Source organism: Actinocorallia sp. A-T 12471, assembly GCF_033875155.1.
Taxonomy (GTDB): Bacteria; Actinomycetota; Actinomycetes; order Streptosporangiales; family Streptosporangiaceae; genus Actinocorallia.
The window spans coordinates 185,738-202,760 of the sequence record NZ_JAWZTE010000011.1 but is presented as its reverse complement, the minus strand read 5'-3'; the positions used below and the strand labels follow the sequence as shown (position 1 = coordinate 202,760).

General features: G+C 72.1%; 14 protein-coding genes. 9 read left to right on the top strand and 5 right to left on the bottom strand.

Annotation, left to right across the window (positions count from 1 at the left end; translation table 11 throughout):
* Positions 1 to 82 precede the first annotated feature (82 nt).
* Positions 83 to 643, top strand: coding sequence for a regulatory protein RecX (locus R9X44_RS26975; RefSeq protein ID WP_319817094.1), 561 nt, complete (start codon positions 83 to 85; stop codon positions 641 to 643).
* A gap of 50 nt (positions 644 to 693) precedes the next feature.
* Here the strand turns inward: R9X44_RS26975 and R9X44_RS26970 are convergent, their stop codons facing one another.
* Both R9X44_RS26970 and R9X44_RS26965 read right to left on the bottom strand, forming a co-directional pair.
* Entirely contained in the window at positions 694 to 855 is a 162-nt protein-coding gene (locus tag R9X44_RS26970; RefSeq protein ID WP_319817093.1) for a hypothetical protein, read from the bottom strand.
* The gene (locus tag R9X44_RS26965) at positions 852 to 1,208 is read right to left on the bottom strand and encodes an ATP-binding protein (protein WP_319817092.1); all 357 of its coding nucleotides are present in this window, start codon (positions 1,206 to 1,208) and stop codon (positions 852 to 854) included. The genes R9X44_RS26970 and R9X44_RS26965 overlap by 4 nt, the downstream gene beginning before the upstream one ends.
* A gap of 184 nt (positions 1,209 to 1,392) precedes the next feature.
* Between R9X44_RS26965 and R9X44_RS26960 the strand changes: the two genes are divergently transcribed.
* From R9X44_RS26960 to R9X44_RS26940, 5 genes are all read left to right on the top strand, one after another.
* Positions 1,393 to 2,223 carry a Scr1 family TA system antitoxin-like transcriptional regulator gene (locus R9X44_RS26960; protein ID WP_319817091.1) on the top strand — a complete coding sequence of 277 codons (831 nt, stop codon included), beginning with the start codon at positions 1,393 to 1,395 and terminating at the stop codon, positions 2,221 to 2,223.
* Positions 2,214 to 2,390, top strand: a complete 177-nt coding sequence (locus R9X44_RS26955; RefSeq protein WP_319817090.1) for a DUF397 domain-containing protein — start codon at positions 2,214 to 2,216, stop codon at positions 2,388 to 2,390. Before R9X44_RS26960 ends, R9X44_RS26955 begins: the two co-directional genes overlap by 10 nt.
* Before the next feature lie 195 nt (positions 2,391 to 2,585).
* Positions 2,586 to 3,662: a hypothetical protein gene (locus tag R9X44_RS26950; protein WP_319817089.1), complete on the top strand. Its 1,077-nt coding sequence runs from the start codon at positions 2,586 to 2,588 to the stop codon at positions 3,660 to 3,662.
* Positions 3,663 to 3,718: 56 nt separating this feature from the next.
* Positions 3,719 to 4,810: a hypothetical protein gene (locus R9X44_RS26945; protein ID WP_319817088.1), complete on the top strand. Its 1,092-nt coding sequence runs from the start codon at positions 3,719 to 3,721 to the stop codon at positions 4,808 to 4,810.
* A gap of 121 nt (positions 4,811 to 4,931) precedes the next feature.
* Positions 4,932 to 10,592 carry a DEAD/DEAH box helicase gene (locus R9X44_RS26940; protein WP_319817087.1) on the top strand — a complete coding sequence of 1,887 codons (5,661 nt, stop codon included), beginning with the start codon at positions 4,932 to 4,934 and terminating at the stop codon, positions 10,590 to 10,592.
* Between the two features lie 1,005 nt (positions 10,593 to 11,597).
* On the opposite strand, the gene R9X44_RS26935 is transcribed toward R9X44_RS26940, so the two are convergent.
* Positions 11,598 to 12,791, bottom strand: coding sequence for an ROK family transcriptional regulator (locus R9X44_RS26935; protein ID WP_319817086.1), 1,194 nt, complete (start codon positions 12,789 to 12,791; stop codon positions 11,598 to 11,600).
* Positions 12,792 to 13,068: 277 nt separating this feature from the next.
* On the opposite strand from R9X44_RS26935, the gene R9X44_RS26930 reads away from it, so the two are divergent.
* From R9X44_RS26930 to R9X44_RS26920, 3 genes are all read left to right on the top strand, one after another.
* Entirely contained in the window at positions 13,069 to 13,548 is a 480-nt protein-coding gene (locus R9X44_RS26930) for an Rrf2 family transcriptional regulator (protein WP_319817085.1), read from the top strand.
* Positions 13,549 to 13,689: 141 nt separating this feature from the next.
* Positions 13,690 to 14,469 (top strand): YndJ family protein, encoded by a 780-nt coding sequence (locus R9X44_RS26925; protein WP_319817084.1) that lies wholly within the window; start codon positions 13,690 to 13,692, stop codon positions 14,467 to 14,469.
* Positions 14,466 to 14,972, top strand: coding sequence for a DUF1990 domain-containing protein (locus R9X44_RS26920; protein ID WP_319817083.1), 507 nt, complete (start codon positions 14,466 to 14,468; stop codon positions 14,970 to 14,972). The genes R9X44_RS26925 and R9X44_RS26920 overlap by 4 nt, the downstream gene beginning before the upstream one ends.
* A gap of 290 nt (positions 14,973 to 15,262) precedes the next feature.
* Here the strand turns inward: R9X44_RS26920 and R9X44_RS26915 are convergent, their stop codons facing one another.
* On the bottom strand, positions 15,263 to 15,631 hold the full coding sequence (locus R9X44_RS26915; RefSeq protein WP_319817082.1) for a helix-turn-helix transcriptional regulator: 369 nt from the start codon (positions 15,629 to 15,631) through the stop codon (positions 15,263 to 15,265).
* Between the two features lie 111 nt (positions 15,632 to 15,742).
* Positions 15,743 to 17,020 carry a CinA family nicotinamide mononucleotide deamidase-related protein gene (locus R9X44_RS26910; RefSeq protein ID WP_319817081.1) on the bottom strand — a complete coding sequence of 426 codons (1,278 nt, stop codon included), beginning with the start codon at positions 17,018 to 17,020 and terminating at the stop codon, positions 15,743 to 15,745.
* Between the last annotated feature and the right edge of the window lie 3 nt (positions 17,021 to 17,023).

The window sequence follows — 17,023 nt, the reverse complement described above, 5'->3', positions numbered from 1 at the left end:
TCAGGGCCGCCCCTGTCGGGGCGGCCCACCGGCCCGGGCGCAGGTGCCGTAGGCGAGTGGGACACGAACGGAAGGGGGAGGCATGGCTTATCGAAGAAGGCAGTGGCCTGACCGGGGGGAGGTTCAGCCGCCGGCTGATCCGGAGGCCGCCGCGCGGGACATCTGCCTGCGCCAGCTCACGCTGTCGCCGAAGACGCGGGCGCAGCTCGCCGAGGCGCTGGCGCGCAAGGCGATCCCGGACGAGGTGGCCGAGCAGGTGCTCGGCAGGTTCACCGAGGTGGGCCTCATCGATGACGAGGCGTTCGCGCAGGCATGGGTCCGCTCCCGCCACAACGGCAAGGGCCTCGCGCCGCGCGCCCTGTCGGCGGAGCTGCGCCGCAAGGGCGTTGACGAGGAGACCGTCAAGGAGGCGGTGGCCGACCTCCAGCCGGAGGATCTTGACGCGGCCGCCCGTGCGCTGGTGGCCCGCAAGCTCGCCTCGACCGCGGGCCTCGACCCGGCAAAACGCACCCGCCGCCTTGTCGGCATGCTCGCCCGCAAGGGCTACGCCCCCGGCCTCGCCTACCAGGTGGTCCGCGACGCCCTCGCCGAGTCCTCCTCCGACGACGACTTCGACTCCCCACCCCCCGACGCCCCCCTCTGACCCCCGGGCACGGCCGGGGTGCGGGTCGGGGCGGGTGTGCGGGGGTTGGGTCATGGCCAGCGGTCGGGGTTGGCGGGGTGGTCGGGGTGGGGGCGGTCCGGGTCGCGGCGGGTTTCGGCGCGCCACTCGTCGAAGGCGAGGAAGGCGAAGATGAGGCCGGTGCCGAGCAGGGCCGTCACGGCGATGAGGCTCGCGATGATCGCGCCGCTCACCACCGGACCACCGCCCAGACGACCTTGCCGCCGCGCGTCGAGGGCCGAACTCCCCAGGCGTTGTCGGTGAGGTGCGCGACGAGGGCGAGCCCACGTCCGCTTTCTTCCTCGTCGCCGGCCTTGTCGTGCGCGACCGCGGCTCTGAGGTCCTGCCAGGGGAAGGGGTCCCAGACCTCGGTGAGCCAGCGGTTCACGCCGACGGTGAGCGCGCACCTGGGCTCCGGCCACCCGAGCGCGTGTGCGTACCGGAGCGCGTTCGTGCACAGCTCGCTCACCACGAGCGCGATCCTGTCCCTGGCCTCTTCCGGCACGCCGCGCTCCAACGCGAGCCGCCCCGCGTGATACCGCGCCACCCTCACCCCGGCCCCGCTCCCCACCGACAACCCCGGCCTCTGCCGAGCCCGCACCGGAAGCGATTCGTCTTTCGCAGCCATCTTCCTTCCCTCCGTGCGAATATCTGTGATCCTGTGACGGATCAAACACGCACGGGCTACATTCGTCGCGTAAAACTTTTACTCCCATTACGCGGGGATGGTGATGGCACAGCGTCAGGACATCGATCCGGACCGTTCAATCCGCGAGCGCATCGCGCACGACCTGCGCTTCTTCAGAGAGCGGGACGGGCTGTCACAGAGCGATCTCGGAGCACGGATCGGAGCCGTAAAGCAGTATGTGAGCGCGATCGAGCGCGCCGACCCGAAGTTCAACCTCCAGACGGACCACGCCCGGCACGCCGACGAACTCTGGGGCCTCCCCAACCACTTCCAGCGCCTGGTGAAGGCATCACGGGAACGCTCAGACGAGGACTGGTACGCCGAACACCTACCCCTCGAAGCGAAGGCCGACGAACTTTTCGTCGCCCAACTCGGGCTGATGCCGGGCCTCCTCCAGACGGAGGACTACGCGAGGGCCGTCATGCTCAAGGCCACGGGACCCGCGAGCCTCGACCAAGGACTCGCGGAGAGGATCGAACGCCAGAAGATCCTCAGTCGCCCCAAACCACCACTACTCTGGGTCCTTCTCGACGAAGCGGCACTCCGCCGCGTCGTCGGGAGTCCAGCGATCATGCGCGGGCAGCTCGAAAGGCTGGTCGAGCTGTCGTACCACCCGAACCTGTCGGTCAGGGTGGTTCCGTTCACCGTCGGCTGGCACCCAGGCGTGACCTCCTCCTTCAAGATCATGAAGTTGCGAGACAAGACACACGCCTACAGCGAAACCACCGGCGGCGGTCGGCTCACGAGCAGGCTTGACGAGGTGCGGCACTTTGAGCTGCGATTCCGACGAACAGGCGAAGACGCCCTAAATCGGGATGATTCGCGGTCTCTGCTTAACGCGATAGCGGAAGGGTTCAAGTCGACATGGAACTGAAGTTCTTCAAGTCCTCCTACTCCGAGGGGGCGCACACGGACTGTGTCGAGGCGGCCTTTGGCGAGCAGGAGCGGCACTTTCGGGACTCCAAGAACCCGGACGGCGGCACCCTCAGCCTCAGCCCGGCCGCCTACTCGGCCTTCATCGGAGCCTTGAAGGCGGAGTAGCGGGGGCGGCGGGAGAAAGCGGGAATCCTCGGGGGCCTTGGGCTCCCGGGGGTTTCGTTTTGGGGGGTGTGGGGGGTGGGGTGGGCGTGGCAGAATTCCGCGGTCGGGCCGGGCGGGGTTCTTGTGAGGATTGAGGGCGGTATGGGGCGTTCGCGGGATTCTTGGGTGCGGTGGGGGGCGGTGGGGGCGGCTGCGGTGGTGCTCGCGGGTGGCTTTGTGGGGGCGGCGGGGGCGGCCGGGCACCGGTGGAAGGTGCTGTGGAAGGCGGGCGGGGAGGGCGACTTCGTCGCGGAGATCGTGGCGGCGGGGCCTAAGGATCTGTGGGCGTTTTCCGGGCGATATCCGGACTCCGGGTTCATTGTGCCGAAGGCCAGGCACTGGGACGGGAAGAAGTGGCGGGTGGTGAAGCTGCCCGCGCGGGCCAAGGGCGGGATCGAGTTCGCGGCGGCCGCGTCGAGCAAGGACATCTGGGCGAACTTCAACCAGTCCGTGGACTCCGACGGGTATGCCGGGATTCTGCACTGGGACGGCAAGACCTGGAAGGTGTCCAAGCGGCTGCCCAGGTACTCCTCCTACCGCGCGAACGAGATCCTTCCGTTCGGGGGTGGGAAGGCCGCGGGGTTCTTTGGGAATCGGTTGTGGCTCAATGACGGGCGGTCCTGGACGGAGAGTCGGGCTGATCGGCCGGTCATCAGCCCGTCGGGCGGCTCGGCGCGCGCTATCTGGGCGCTCGGGGAGGATCAGGGCTCCGGTGGCGGTTTCCCGTTCTCCGCGCCGAAGGTCTACCGGTTCAACGGGACCTCGTGGCGGCACGTCCCCGTGCCGAAGGCGCTGCTGCGGACCGACCGCGGCCCCTGCCTGAAGCAGGAGCCGAAGGGCGAGTGCTCGGGCGAGCTCTATCCCAACGCGATCCTCGTGTCGGCCGACCGGGTCCTGCTCACCGCCACCACCTGGGGCTGGCCGACCGACAACTGGCGCGCCCTGGTCTGGCGCGGCGGAAAGTGGCGCGCGCTCACCGGCCTGCGCAGGCACTCCGTGGGCGACGTCGAGTCCGACGGTTCCGGCGGGTTCTGGGCCGTCACTTACCGGGGTGCGCGCGCCCAGGTCGTCCACGTCACCGCCAAGGGCAAGGTCATCCAGTACCCGAGCCCGGCGAAGGGCGCGCACTTCGACCGCATCTCCGTGACGCCGTCCGGAACCGTCTTCGCGGCCGGATACGTCATCGACGCCGCCGACAACTACGCCGGACGCGTCTGGCGGCTCGACCGGTGAACCCGCGCACACCCGAGGCACCCGGAACCCACGACTCACCCGGAACAGAGGCCGCGATGACCCGGAACCGCCGCAGGGCCGTCGTCGCGCTCGCGGCCGCCGTCGCGCTCCTCGCGCCGGCCGGGCCCGCGCACGCCGCGCCGGGCTGGACGACCCTCCTGAAGGACCCCTCCATCGGGTTCGTCACCGCGCTGCACGCCGCGAGCGCCCGCAGCCTGTGGGCGTTCGTCACGGTGGAGGGCACGCAGCCGAACACCGACGTCACCCAGGCCAGGCACTGGGACGGGAAGAAGTGGCGGACGTATCCGCTGCCCGTCAACGGCCACGTCTCCTCCGCCGATTCCTCGTCCCCCTCGGACGTGTGGGCCTACGTCTCACCGGTCCCCGACCAGCCGGAGACCGGCGCGGCGATCCTCCACTGGGACGGCCGGAGCTGGACGGTCTCGCACCGGCCCCGGCGCGAGCAGGCGTCCGAGAGCCTGATCACGGCGCTCGGCAAGGGCCGTGCCGTCACCACGGTCTTCACCCCGAAGGGCACGAGGGTCCTCACCCGTTCCGGCGGCAGGTGGACGGGCCGGACGGCGTCCGGCCTCGGGCTCTCCCCGGTCTGGCCGCTGTCCACCCGGAACATGTGGGCGCTGGGCGACAGGCTGAAGGGCTCGGGCAACGAATACGTCCACCACTTCGACGGCGCGAAGTGGCGGCGTCGTCAGCCGCCCAAGGCCCTGCTCAAGATGGGTGAGAAGGAGTGCCTGCGGATCTGGCCTGGACTGCCGCGCTCCGAATGCCCGACCGGCTGGGTTTCCGCGCTTGTGCCCCACTCCGCGAAGAACGTCCTTGCGGTCGTGCGGTTCATGCACCCCACCGAGCTCACCACGGTCCTGCGCTGGAACGGCTCGCGGTGGGTCCGCGTCCCCGGCCACTGGCCGGTGACCCTCTACCGCACCGAAGCCGACGGCAAGGGCGGCTTCTGGGCCGTCGGAGGCTCCGATGACAAGCTCGTGCGGCACTACCGCGCGGGCGTCATGACCCGGGTCGCCGCGCCCAAGGGGGCGGCCGGGATGCACGGGCTGAGCGTCGCGCCCTCCGGCCGGGTGTTCGTGGCCTCGTCCTACGGCTATGTCTGGACCCGGCCCGCCGCGAGGTGAGGCCCAGAGAAAGCGCCTGCGGGGGTCTTGAGCTGGGGTTTTGGGGGCGGGGCGCGGTTTTGTCGGTGGGGCGGGGGAGGATGGGGGTGAGGGGCGCGGGGCCCTGGCAGCGGGGGGAGTCATGGCGGAGCGAGGTGGGTTCTCGGCGGCGACGCGTGAGTGGTTCGCGGGGGCGTTCAGCGGGCCGACGGCCGCGCAGGAGGGGGCCTGGCGGGCGATCTCGCGCGGGGAGAACACGCTTGTCGTCGCGCCGACCGGGTCGGGCAAGACCCTCGCCGCGTTCCTGTGGTCGCTTGACCGGCTGGCGGCCGAACCCGTCCCGGAGGACCCCAAGGCGCGGTGCCGGGTGCTGTATGTGTCGCCCTTGAAGGCCCTTGCCGTCGACGTTGAGCGGAACCTGCGGGCGCCGCTCACCGGGATCAGACACGCGGCACGGCGGCTCGGGCTGCCGGAACCCGACGTCAGGACGGCGATCCGCTCCGGCGACACCCCGGCCGACGAGCGGCGGCGGCAGCTCACCAGGCCGCCGGACATCCTCATCACCACGCCGGAGTCGCTGTTCCTCATGCTCACCTCGCGGGCCCGCGAGACCCTGGCCGGCGTCGAGACAGTGATCATCGACGAGGTCCATGCCGTCGCCGCCACCAAGCGCGGCGCGCACCTCGCGCTGTCCCTGGAGCGCCTTGACGCGCTGCTCCCCAAGCCCGCGCAGCGCATCGGGCTTTCGGCGACCGTACGGCCACTCGAAGAAGTCGCGGCCTTCCTCGGCGGCGCGCGCCCCGCTACCGTCGTGCAGCCTCCGAGCGAGAAGACGTTCGATCTGCGGGTCGTCGTACCCGTCGAGGACATGGGCGAGATGCCGCAGTCCGGCGAGGACCCGCGCCAGCGCTCGATCTGGCCGCACGTCGAACAAGAGGTACTCGACCTCATCGCGGCGCACCGCTCGACCATCGTGTTCGCCAACAGCCGCCGTCTCGCCGAGCGGCTGTGCGCCCGTCTCAACGAGCTCGCCACCGAGCACCTGTACGGGCCGCTTGAGGAGGACCACTCCCCCGCCGCGATGATGGCGCAGGCCGGGTCCGCGAAGGGGCGACCCGTCCCGTCCGACGTCGCCGAACTCGAAGATCTGTGGGCTGTCCCGTTCGACGCGGCCGAGGCCGTCCCGAAGGAAACTCCCGAGCAGGCCGACGAGCTCGCCGGGGGCGACGGCAGATGGGTCGCCGACGAGGCCGACGCCGCCGAGGAGCTGCGCAGGGTCGACTTCGCCGGCGTCGAACTCGGTGGCGCGGCCGAAGACCCCGAACGCACAAGGCGGCTCGACGCGCTCGTCCGCAGGGTCGCCCACGACGGCGCGGTCGAGGTCGCGCGCGCCCACCACGGCTCGGTGTCGAAGGAGGAGCGGGCCGCGATCGAGGACGCGCTCAAGGGCGGAAGGCTGCCCGCCGTGGTCGCCACCTCGAGCCTTGAACTCGGCATCGACATGGGCGCGGTCGACCTCGTCGTCCAGGTGGAGTCGCCGCCGTCGGTCGCGGGCGGGCTCCAGCGCGTCGGACGGGCCGGGCACCAGGTCGGCGCGGTCTCCCGTGGGGTGATCTTCCCGAAGTACCGGGGCGATCTCGTACAGACCGCCGTGGTCGCCGAGCGGATGCGCGAGGGCGCGATCGAGGCGCTGCGCTACCCCCGCAACCCCCTCGACGTGCTCGCCCAGCAGATCGTCGCCATGGTCGCGATGGACGAGTGGGACGTGGACGAGCTGGAGACCGTCGTCAAGCGGGCGGCTCCCTTCGCGGGCCTTACGCGCGGCGTGTACGAGGCGACCCTCGACATGCTCGCCGGCCGTTATCCAAGCGAGGAGTTCGGCGAGCTGAGGCCCCGACTTGTATGGGACAGAGTGGCCGGGGTGCTGCGCGGCAGACGCGGGGCGCAGCGCCTCGCCGTGGTGAGCGGCGGCACGATCCCCGACCGCGGGCTGTTCGGGGTGTTCCTCGTCGGCGAGAAGTCCTCGCGGGTGGGCGAGCTCGACGAGGAGATGGTCTACGAGTCGCGCGTCGGCGACGTGTTCGTGCTCGGCGCGAGCTCGTGGCGGATCGAGGACATCACACCCGACCGGGTGCTGGTGTCGCCCGCGCCTGGCCGTCCGGGCAAGCTGCCGTTCTGGCACGGCGACTCCGCGGGCCGTCCGGCCGAGCTCGGTCGCGCGCTGGGCAAGTTCACGCGTGAGCTGTCCGCGCTGGCGCCCGAGCGGGCGATGGAACGCGCCGCGGAAGCCGGGCTCGACCCTTGGGCCGCCGACAACCTGGTCTCCTATCTGGCCGAGCAGAAGGAGGCCACCGGACGCGTCCCCGACGACCGCACCCTCGTGGTCGAGCGGTTCCGTGACGAACTCGGCGACTGGCGTCTTGTGGTGCACTCGCCTTACGGGGCCCTGGTGCACGGTCCCTGGGCGCTGGCCATCGCCGCCCGCCTGCGCGAACGGTACGGCGGCGACGCCCAGGCGATGCACGCCGACGACGGCATCGTCCTGCGCGTCCCCGACACCGACGAGCCGCCTTCGGCTGACCTGTGCGTGTTCGACCCCGATGAGATCGAGCGCGTCGTGGTCGCCGAGCTCGGGTCGTCGGCGCTGTTCGCGGCGCGGTTCCGCGAGTGCGCGGCCCGCTCGCTGCTGCTGCCGCGTCACCGTCCCGACCGGCGGATGCCGCTGTGGCAGCAGCGGCAGCGCGCGGCCCAGCTCCTCGCGGTCGCCGCGAAGTACGAGACGTTCCCGATCATCCTGGAGACGGTCCGCGAGTGCCTCCAGGACGTGTTCGACGTCCCCGGCCTGGTCACCCTGATGCGCGACATAGCGGCCCGCCGTACCCGCGTCTCTGAGGTCGAGACCCCTACGGCCTCGCCTTACGCGCAGTCCCTCCTGTTCCGCTACATCGCCGCGTTCATGTACGAGGGCGACTCTCCCCTTGCCGAGCGCAAGGCGCAGGCCCTGTCACTCGACTCCTCCTTGCTCGCCGACCTCCTCGGCCAGGCGAACCTCCGCGAACTCCTCGACGCCGAGGTCCTCGCCGAAGCCGAAGCCGAACTCCAGCGCCGCACCCCCGCCCGCCGCGCCCGCGACGCCGACGCCCTCACCGACCTCCTGCGCGCCCTCGGCCCCCTCACCACCGAGGAGGCCGCCCACCGCGTCGCCCTCCCCCACGAACCCCGCGAAACCGCCACAACCGAAGTCCCCGGCCCACAGCCCCCCGCCGAACCCGAACACCCCAGCGCACACACCACCGCCCCGAACGCCCCCTTCTCAGACACCTCACGCGACACCGAAGGCGCGTCCGACGCCCCGCAACCGCCGCGTCACGACGACCCGGACGACCCCTTCTCAGGCACCTCACACGAGACCGAAGGCGCGTCAGACGACCCGCGAAAGCCGCGTCACGACGACCCGAACGGCCCCTCCTCAGGCACGTCACGCAAGACCGAAGACGCGGCCGACGACCCGCGAAAGCCGCGTCACAACGACCCGGACGATCCCTTCTCAGGCACCTCACGCGAGACCGAAGGCGCGGCGGACAAGGCTGCCTCGGGGGCGGCGCGTGGGGCCGAAAGCGTGGGCGAGGCCCTAGGGGCGTTTAGGGGCGGTGAAGGGGCGGTGGAGGCCGTCTCGGGCGCGGCGGGTGGGGGGCGGTTGGTGGAGGCGGCAGAGGTCGCTGAGGGGTGGTTGCGGGAGCTGGAGGGTGAGCGGCGGGTGGTGCGGGTGCGGGTCGGCGGGGAGGAACGTTGGGCGGCCGTGGAGGACGCCGGGAGGTTGCGGGACGCGTTGGGGACGCCGCTTCCCGTGGGCATCCCCGAGGCGTTCCTTGAGCCCTCAGACGATCCCCTGGGCGGGCTGCTGTTGCGGCACGCGCGTACGCATGTGCCGTTCACCGCCGCGTCGGCGGCGGTGCGTTACGGGCTCGGGGCCGCGGTCGTCGGCGAGACGTTGCGGCGGCTGCCTCAGCTCGTCGAGGGCGAGTTCACGCCGGACTCCTCCGGCACCGAGTGGGTCGACGCCGAGGTGCTGCGGATGCTGCGCCGCCGCTCGCTCGCCAGGCTGCGCGCGGAGGTCGAGCCGTCGCCGCCCGAGGCCCTCGCCCGGTTCCTGCCGCGCTGGCAGGGCGTGGGCGGCCGCCAGTCCGGCCTCGACACCCTCGTCGGCGCGATCGAACGCCTCCAGGGCTCCGCCGTGCCCGCCTCTGCCCTCGAAACCCTGATCCTGCCTTCCCGGGTACGCGGCTACACCCCCGCCCTCCTTGACGAGCTGACGTCCTCCGGCGAGGTCGTCTGGACCGGCCGCGGCTCCCTCCCGGGCGGCGACGGCTGGGTCTCCCTCTACCTCGCCGACACCGCCCCCCTCCTCCTCCCGCCCCCGCTCGACATCACCCTCACCCCCACCCACGAAGCCGTCCTAGACCTCCTGTCCGACGGCTCGGCCCCCTTCTTCCGCACCCTCTCCGACCGCCTCAACACCCCCCGCCCACCCGCCGCCCCCGACCAGCACAACAGGCCCAACACTCCCGAACGAAACAACTCCGACCAAGCCGACAAACTCGGCGCTCCCGGACGTCCCGGCCCCGGCCAACCCGCCGAGCCCAGCGCCACCGAACGTCCCGGCCCCGGCCAACCCGCCGAGCGCAACGCCGCCGAACCTCCCGGCTCCGGCCGACACGACGAGCGCAGCGCCGCCGAACCTCCCGACCCCGGCCAACCCGCCGAGCCCAGCGCCGCCGGGCGGCCCGACCTCGGGCGGGCCGACCTCGGGCGGGCCGACCTCGGGCGGGCCGACCTCGGGCGGGCCGACCTCGGGCGGGCCGACGGGGGCGGCGGCGCTGGGCGGGGTGGAGAGGGCGCGAGTGCGCGGGTTGATGATCGGGAGCTCGTCCAGGTGCTCTGGGATCTGGTGTGGGCGGGGAGGCTCACCAACGACACGCTCGCGCCGCTGCGTGCCGCGTTGGGCGGGGGGCGGCCCGCGCATCGGGCGGCATCGGGGCGTCGGGGCAGGCCCGTGTTGCCGAGCCGCACGGGGCCGCCGACGGCGGCGGGGCGCTGGTGGCTCACGCCCACGGCCGCGGCCGATCCGACGCGCCGCGCGCACGCGCTCGCCGAGACGCTGCTCGACCGTTACGGGGTCGTGCTGCGCGGCGCTGTTGTGGCCGAGCACACACCGGGCGGTTTTGCTGCGGTTTATCCGGTCCTGCGCGCTTTTGAGGAGACCGCGCGGTGCCGTCGCGGCTACTTCGTCGACGGGCTCGGCGCGGCGCAGTTCGCGCTGCCCGGCGCGGTCGACAGGCTGCGGTCCCTGCGCTCCCCCGCCCAGGACGCCCCGCGCGCCGACGTCCTCGCCGCGACCGACCCCGCGAACCCCTACGGGGCCGCCCTCCCGTGGCCGGAGACCGCAGGAGGGCACCGCCCGGGCCGCAAGGCTGGCGCGCTGGTCGTCGTCGTGGACGGCGTCCTGACGCTCTACGCCGAGCGCGGCGGCCGCACCCTGCTCACCTGGAACGCCGACGCCCTGCCCACGGCGGTCGCGGCCCTCGCCGCCGAGATCCGGGGCGGTTCCCTCGGCGCGCTGACCGTCGAGCGCGCCGACGGCGTCGCGATCCTGGAAAGCCCCCTGGCCGAGATCCTCGAATCCTCAGGCTTCGTCCCAACCCCACGCGGCTACCGCCTCCGCCGCTTACCCCCGCCAGCCCCTCAATCAAGCCCGCGCGGCCAACGCCCCCGCCGCTTACCCGCGACGGCGCACCTCGATTAAGCCCGCGCGGCCGACGCCCCGCCGCTTACCTGCCGACGGCACCTCGATCGAGTCCGTGCGGACGACGCCCCCGCCGCTTACCCGCCGACGGCACCTCGATTGAGCCCGCGCGGCCGATGCCCCCGCCGTTTGCCCGCCTACGGGACCCCGGTCGAGGCCGCGCGGCCGGCGCCCCACCGCTTACCCGCCGACGGCACCTCAATTAAGCCCGCGCGGCCGACGCTTGCCCGCCGCCGACGTTCGCGCGGACGACGCTTGCCCGCCGTCGGGATCTCGGTCGAGGCCGCGCGGGCGACGCCGCGCCCCGGGCGTCGACGGTAATTCGGTCGACTTTTGGGGCGGAAGTTTGGGAATCTGCGTGGGGGACATGGTGTTTTCCCCTATGAGTGGCAGGGTCGGGATCATCCGCGCGAGGGATTGCGAAGTCGTCCTCCGGGTTGATGAGACGCAGGCCGAATTCTGTCACTGTGAACTGGTAGGCGTAGAGATCTCCCGGACGGCGTCGCCGTCCGGCCGAAGAAACGGGGAGGCGGCATGACACCTACCGCTCGCTGGGCAGAGGCCCGGCGCCGGAGGCTCCGCACCATCTCCCGGACAGTCCGCGACCGCGCCCAGACCGACCCGCGCCGGACGGAGGCCGCGGTCTCCGAACCCGTCGAGCGCCCGGTGCCCCAGCCCGCCGCCTGACCCGACCTCCACCGAAGGCCGTCCGCCCCGCGGACGGCCTTCGCCGTCCCATCCCCGCAACGCACGGCCTATCTTCCGAGACCAAGCGCGCTAGGCGGCCGCACCCAAAAGACCCCGCCGCGACCACCGTGCAGCGCACCTCACAGAGGCAGCCGCGACCAAGCGCGCTGGAGGCGGTCAAGAAACCCCGTCACGGGCGGCATGCGGCGCGGCTCACACGTGAGCGCCCGGGACCAAGCGCGCTAGGCGGCCGCGTTCAAGAAGACCCGCGGGTGGCGGGCGGTGTGTTGCGTGCGTGGGCGGGCGGGGGCTAGCGCGCTAGTCGGTGGTGGTGGAGAAGACTTCTTCTCGGGCGTGGGCTACGGCGGTGTGGAGGGCGCCCTGGAGGACGGGGGTGCGGGTGAGTTGGCCGGGGACGACGCGGGGGCGGGTCGGGGAGATGCGGGCCGTGGCGTGTTCGACGCGGCGGGCCAGGGGCGCGCCGCCGGCCGCGCCGAGCGCGCCGGTGACGACCACGAGGCCGAGGTCGAGCACGATGTTGACGGCCGCGACGCCGAGGGCCAGACGGGTCGCCAGGGCGTCGAGGAAGTCCGCGGCGGGCCCTGAGTCCACCGCTGCGGCCTCCGCGACGGCCTCCAGGGCCGACTTCCCCGCGATGCCGTGTTCGGCCGCGAGCGCCACGACGGCGTCCGCGCCGACGAGCGAGCCGAAGCCCCCGGCAAGAGCAGGCTGCCCATAGGTGACCGACTCCGTGACGCCCTCGGGAAGGGCCGCCCCCGGCACGGGCAGGTAACCGATCTCCCCCGCGCCCCCGGAGACGCCCCGGTGCAGCCGGTCCCCCATCATCACCGCGAGGCCGAGCCCCCGGTCGATCCACACGAGCGCGAAGTCCGCAACATCCCTGGCGGCCCCGTGCTCACGCTCGGCCACCGCGACGAGGTTGACGTCGTTCTCGATGATGACGGGACGCCCAAGGTCACGCCGCAAGGCATCGAGGACCCCTTCGTGCCACGCGGGAAGGTCGAAGGCGAACCGCACGTCCCCCGTCCTAGGGTCGACCACACCAGGCGTCCCGATGACGAACGCGTGCAACGCCGACACAGGCACCTTCGCACTACGGCACGCCTTCGCGACGGCCGCGTGCACGCTCTGCACAGGATCGGCCCCGTCATCAAGCGCGACCACGGCCCGGGACCGTTCCGCCCCGGTGATGTCAGCGATGCCCGCGATGACCGCTTCGGGCCCGACCTCAAGCCCCGCGACGAACGCCGCGGAAGGCACCACCGCGTACAGCGCCGCGTTAGGCCCCCTGCCTCCCGCCTGCTCCCCGACGACCTGGACGAGCCCGCGTTCCTCAAGCCGTCCGAGCAGCTGGGAGGCGGTGACCTTGGACAGCCCGGTACGGTCGCCGATCTGGGCGCGGGTGAGCGGCCCTTCGCCTATGAGGAGTTCGAGCGCGGCCCGGTCGTTGAGTTCGCGCAGCAGGCGGGGCGTGCCCGGCCGTCTCGCCATGAGGCCACCTCGAGTCATCCAGGGTCCGCGCCGACGGATCAGTAAAGTTTGTTATGAGTTTACCGACTCCGGGGCGCGGCCCCGCCCGCGCCGCGGCCCCTCCGACGCCGGATCGTCCAAGCCTCCCGCAGCCCGGACACGGAAATGATCTCGACGGGATCACGGTTCGCGCGCGGAGCGGTGACCGGTTCGACTTCTCCGCTCTAATCGGTCTTTCAAGGCTGCTCTACCGGGGTGGTGGTGAAACCTGTCCCCGTCACAGGGGATACTTGGTCACATGCGACTGTCTGCCAGGGTTGATTACGCGCTGCGCGCCGCCTCCGAGCTGGCCGCCGCGGCCGAGTCCTCGACGGGGGGACACCCGGTGACGGCCGTCCAGCTCGCCGAGACGCAGGCGATCCCGCCCAAGTTCCTGGAGAACATTCTGGGACAGCTTCGCCGATCCGGCATCATCCGGAGCCAGCGGGGGCCCGACGGCGGCTACTGGCTGGCCAAACCCGCCTCCCAGATCTCGCTCGCCGACATCATCAGGGCCATCGACGGCCCCCTGCTCGGCGTGCGCGGCGAGCGTCCCGAGGACGTCGGCTACAGCGGCGCGGCACGTGCCCTGCAGGAGGTCTGGATCGCGCTGCGCGCCAGCGAGCGCTCGATCCTCGAGGCGGTCACCCTCGAGCACATCGCCTCCGGCGAGCTCCCCGACGCCGTGCAGCGCCTCACCTCCGACCCGGCCGCTTGGAACAGTCCCACCTTCACCTGATCCCACCCCAGATGGCCGCTTCCGGCCCTTCATCCCCTTCTCACCCGGAAGGGGATTTTTCTTCCCTCCGACTTGAACACGTTCAAACTCCCCGACTACGCTGACACCGTCCATATTGAACACGTTCAAAGCCGGTGCCCCATGAGCTTCGCGCTCGCCCTGATCATCTGCCTGGGAATGCTCGCCGTAGTCCCCCTCGGCCTCTCCCTCGCCGACGCCGCACGACTACAACGCCCCTGGCTCGCCGGCGCCCTCCCCGGAGCCACGAGCCTCTTCCTCCCCGTCGGCACCCCGGCCGCCCTCCTGGCGTCCCTCTACGCACTCGCCACTGCGATCCTGCTCGCCGAGGCGGTCCGACGCCTCCCCAGCGCGCTGCGCGACCCGCGTCAGGCGGCGTTCGCGACGGCGCTCGGCACCCCCGCCGTAGCGGCACTCGCCCTTGTCGCCGAACGGGCGGGCCACCCTCTGCTCGGCTACTCCCCGACGATGCTCGCCCTCACGGTCGCCCACTTCCACTTCGCGGGCTTCGCCGCCGCCCTGATCGCCGGTCTCGTGTGCCGTCCCGAGGCGGGAAGGGCGGGACGCTTGGCCGCGCTGACGGTTCCGGCGGGGACGCTCGGCGTGCTCGGCGGCTACTTCGTCGGCCAGTGGGCGGAGTTCGCCGGAGCCGTCGTCCTGACGGCGGGCATGTGGCTCGCCGCACTGCTCTGCTGGCGGACGGGAAAGGCCGCGCTGCGCATCGCAGGGGCGGTGCTGGTCCCGTCGATGCTGCTCGCACTGTGGTACGCGTGGGGTGAGGCGTCAGGGATCGCGCATCCGGGGATCGGCTGGATGACCGCGACGCACGGGGTCGCCAACGCCGTCGGTTTCGGACTGTGCGGGGTGCTCGGGTGGCGTTCGGTCAGGGAGGTTCGCGCATGACGTTCACTTACGCCGAGGTCGGGGCCACCCGCGAGGAGGCGCTTCCTCCCGGTTACTCCCATCTGCGCGTACGTCGCACGATCGGACACGGCGAGGCCGCCTACCGGGCCGCCGCCGAGGCGCTGATGACGTTCGCGATGCACCGTGGCATCCCCGTCGGGGTCAGGGCCGGGGCGGATCGCGCGGCCGAGGGCGTCCCGGTGACGGTGACGCTCGCCGGGCTCGTCCGCGCCCCCTGCCGGATCGTCTGGACGGTCGAGGAGCCGCGCCGCACCGGCTGGGCCTACGGCACCCTCGCGGGCCATCCCGAGAGCGGCGAGGAGTCCTTCGTGGTCGAGCACCACGCCGACGACGCCGTCACCCTGACCGTCACCGCGTTCAGCCGCCCGGCGCTGGCGCTCCTGCGCCCCCTGCAGCCGCTCATCGTGCCGCTCCAGCGCCTGTACGCCCTGAGGTGTGCCGGGGTGCTCCGCAAGACCGCCAGGGCCGCAGCGGCCTCCTGAGACGGCGAAGCCGCGTCCCGCTCGGAAACGGGACGCGGCCCTCGGAGACGCTGCGCCGCCTCCGGTGCGGGGCTACCAGAATGGCTGGTAGGGGTACCGCTGCGTACTGATGCCTACAACGCCGACGGGCCCCCCGGTATGCCCGTGGGGGGCCCGTCGATCAAGCTGAGGTCCTGCTCATCGCGACGCGGGAGGGCACGGCCTGGTTGACGGACCCCGCCCACACCGGCGGGTCCGTCGGACGGTCGGGGCCGCGGCCGCCGTGGCCGCGTCCCGAAGCTGCGTTCGGGTCAGGCCGCGACCATGTCCCCCCGGAAGGCGTCTCCGGCGATCGCTTCAGGCGAGTCGGGTACCGGAGAGGCCGGGATGGTCTCGGAGATGCGCTCGTGCTGCGGAGCGCCGGCCATGACCGGCTCCGCCTGGAGTTCCGCGAGCGCAAGTAGATCGGACACTTCTCGCAGGACGTGTGACAACGGCACGCCCAGCGCCTTGCAGATCGCCGCGAGCAGCTCAGAAGAGGCTTCCTTCTGACCGCGCTCCACCTCAGAGAGATATCCCAACGACACCCGGGCCGCGGCGGACACCTCGCGGAGGGTGCGACCCTGGCGCAGCCGGAGCTGCCGCAGAACGTCACCCAGCAGCTGGCGAAGCAGGACCATCGCTCGCTCCCTCCCCATCGTGCGGACCATCTGACGGTTCCACCGTACCCGTCTCCGCCCTGAGCTTGGCAGAGCCGGGAAATCGTGTTCGCTGCGAACGTAACGCCTTATTCAGCGCAAACCTTCCAGACCTTCCTGATCCTGTTCCCATTCCCGGATCATCGCAACCCTCAAGACTTCGTGTCGAAGCAGGTCGAGAGCGTGAACCACGGTCATGTCACGGACCAAGGAACGGGCTCGTGACCCATCCCGGGGCAAAGTCAGGGTCGGTGTGAAGGATCGCGAGCCCTCCGGCCCGCAGACCCCGATATGCACCGTCCCGACCGGTTTTCCGTCCTGCGGGTCGGGTCCGGCCACCCCGGTGACGGCGAGGCCGCGGGTCGCGCCGAGCCTGTCGCGCGCCCCCTCGGCCATCGCGACGGCGACGTCGGGGTCGACCGCGCCGCGCTCGGCGAGCAGGTCTTCGGGGACGCCCAGGAGCGCGGCCTTCAGCGGCGTCGCGTAAGCCGTCACGCCGCCTCGGAACACCGCCGACGACCCCGCAGGGGCGGTCAGCTCAGCCCCGAGCAGCCCGCCGGTAAGGCTCTCGGCCACCGCGACGGTCTCTCCGCGCTCGCGCAGCAGGTCGAGGACGGCCGCCGCAAGGCTCGTGACGCGTCCTTCGGCATAGACGGCCTGGCCAAGAAGCCCACGTGCCTTCGCGACCGCCGCGTCAAGCGTCCCCGGCGAGTCCGCCGTGATCCGTACGTCGACGTTGGCCGGAGAAGGCAGGTAGGCGAGGGAGACCCCCTCCATCCGCTCGACGGGCGCGAGCCGCCCGGCGAGGACCGTCTCCCACACCCCGGCCGTCCGCAGGGTCAGCACGGCGGGCGCGGCGGGGGTCCGCCACTCGGGAAGGACGGTCTCGGTCATGATCGCGCGCATCTCGTGCGGGACGCCGGGCAGCGCGAAGACGGGTCTGCCCGCGAGCTCCATCCGGATGCCGGGCGCGGTCCCGACCGGATTGGGCAGTTTCGCCGATCCTTCGGGAAGGTCCGCCATGCGCAGCGCCGACTCGCGCAGCCGCACCCCGTACTTCATGCTGCGTTCGCGGATCGCCGCCTCGGTCACCGGGTCGCGCACCAGCTTCACCCCGGCGAGGTAGGCCAGGGCGTCGCGGGTGAGGTCGTCGTAGGTGGGCCCGAGGCCGCCGGTGATGATCAGCCCGTCGGCGCGGTCCAGGGCCGCCGTGACGGCCTCGCCGATCGCCTTGAGGGTGTCGCCGACGACGGTCGAGCGGACCACCTCGACGCCGGCCCTGGTGAGCTCCTGGCCCATCCACGCGCCGTTGGTGTTCAGGGTGTCGCCGATGAGCAGTTCGTCCCCGACGGTCAGCAGTTCCACGCGCACGGG

Bases quoted from the DNA above. Each gene is read 5' to 3' on its own strand.
- R9X44_RS26975 (WP_319817094.1), top strand. From the start codon at position 83: ATGGCTTATCGAAGAAGGCAGTGGCCTGACCGGGGGGAGGTTCAGCCG.
- R9X44_RS26960 (WP_319817091.1), top strand. From the start codon at position 1,393: ATGGCACAGCGTCAGGACATCGATCCGGACCGTTCAATCCGCGAGCGC.
- R9X44_RS26955 (WP_319817090.1), top strand. From the start codon at position 2,214: ATGGAACTGAAGTTCTTCAAGTCCTCCTACTCCGAGGGGGCGCACACG.
- R9X44_RS26945 (WP_319817088.1), top strand. From the start codon at position 3,719: ATGACCCGGAACCGCCGCAGGGCCGTCGTCGCGCTCGCGGCCGCCGTC.
- R9X44_RS26940 (WP_319817087.1), top strand. From the start codon at position 4,932: ATGGCGGAGCGAGGTGGGTTCTCGGCGGCGACGCGTGAGTGGTTCGCG.
- R9X44_RS26935 (WP_319817086.1), bottom strand. From the start codon at position 12,791: ATGGCGAGACGGCCGGGCACGCCCCGCCTGCTGCGCGAACTCAACGAC.
- R9X44_RS26930 (WP_319817085.1), top strand. From the start codon at position 13,069: ATGCGACTGTCTGCCAGGGTTGATTACGCGCTGCGCGCCGCCTCCGAG.
- R9X44_RS26925 (WP_319817084.1), top strand. From the start codon at position 13,690: ATGAGCTTCGCGCTCGCCCTGATCATCTGCCTGGGAATGCTCGCCGTA.
- R9X44_RS26920 (WP_319817083.1), top strand. From the start codon at position 14,466: ATGACGTTCACTTACGCCGAGGTCGGGGCCACCCGCGAGGAGGCGCTT.
- R9X44_RS26915 (WP_319817082.1), bottom strand. From the start codon at position 15,631: ATGGTCCTGCTTCGCCAGCTGCTGGGTGACGTTCTGCGGCAGCTCCGG.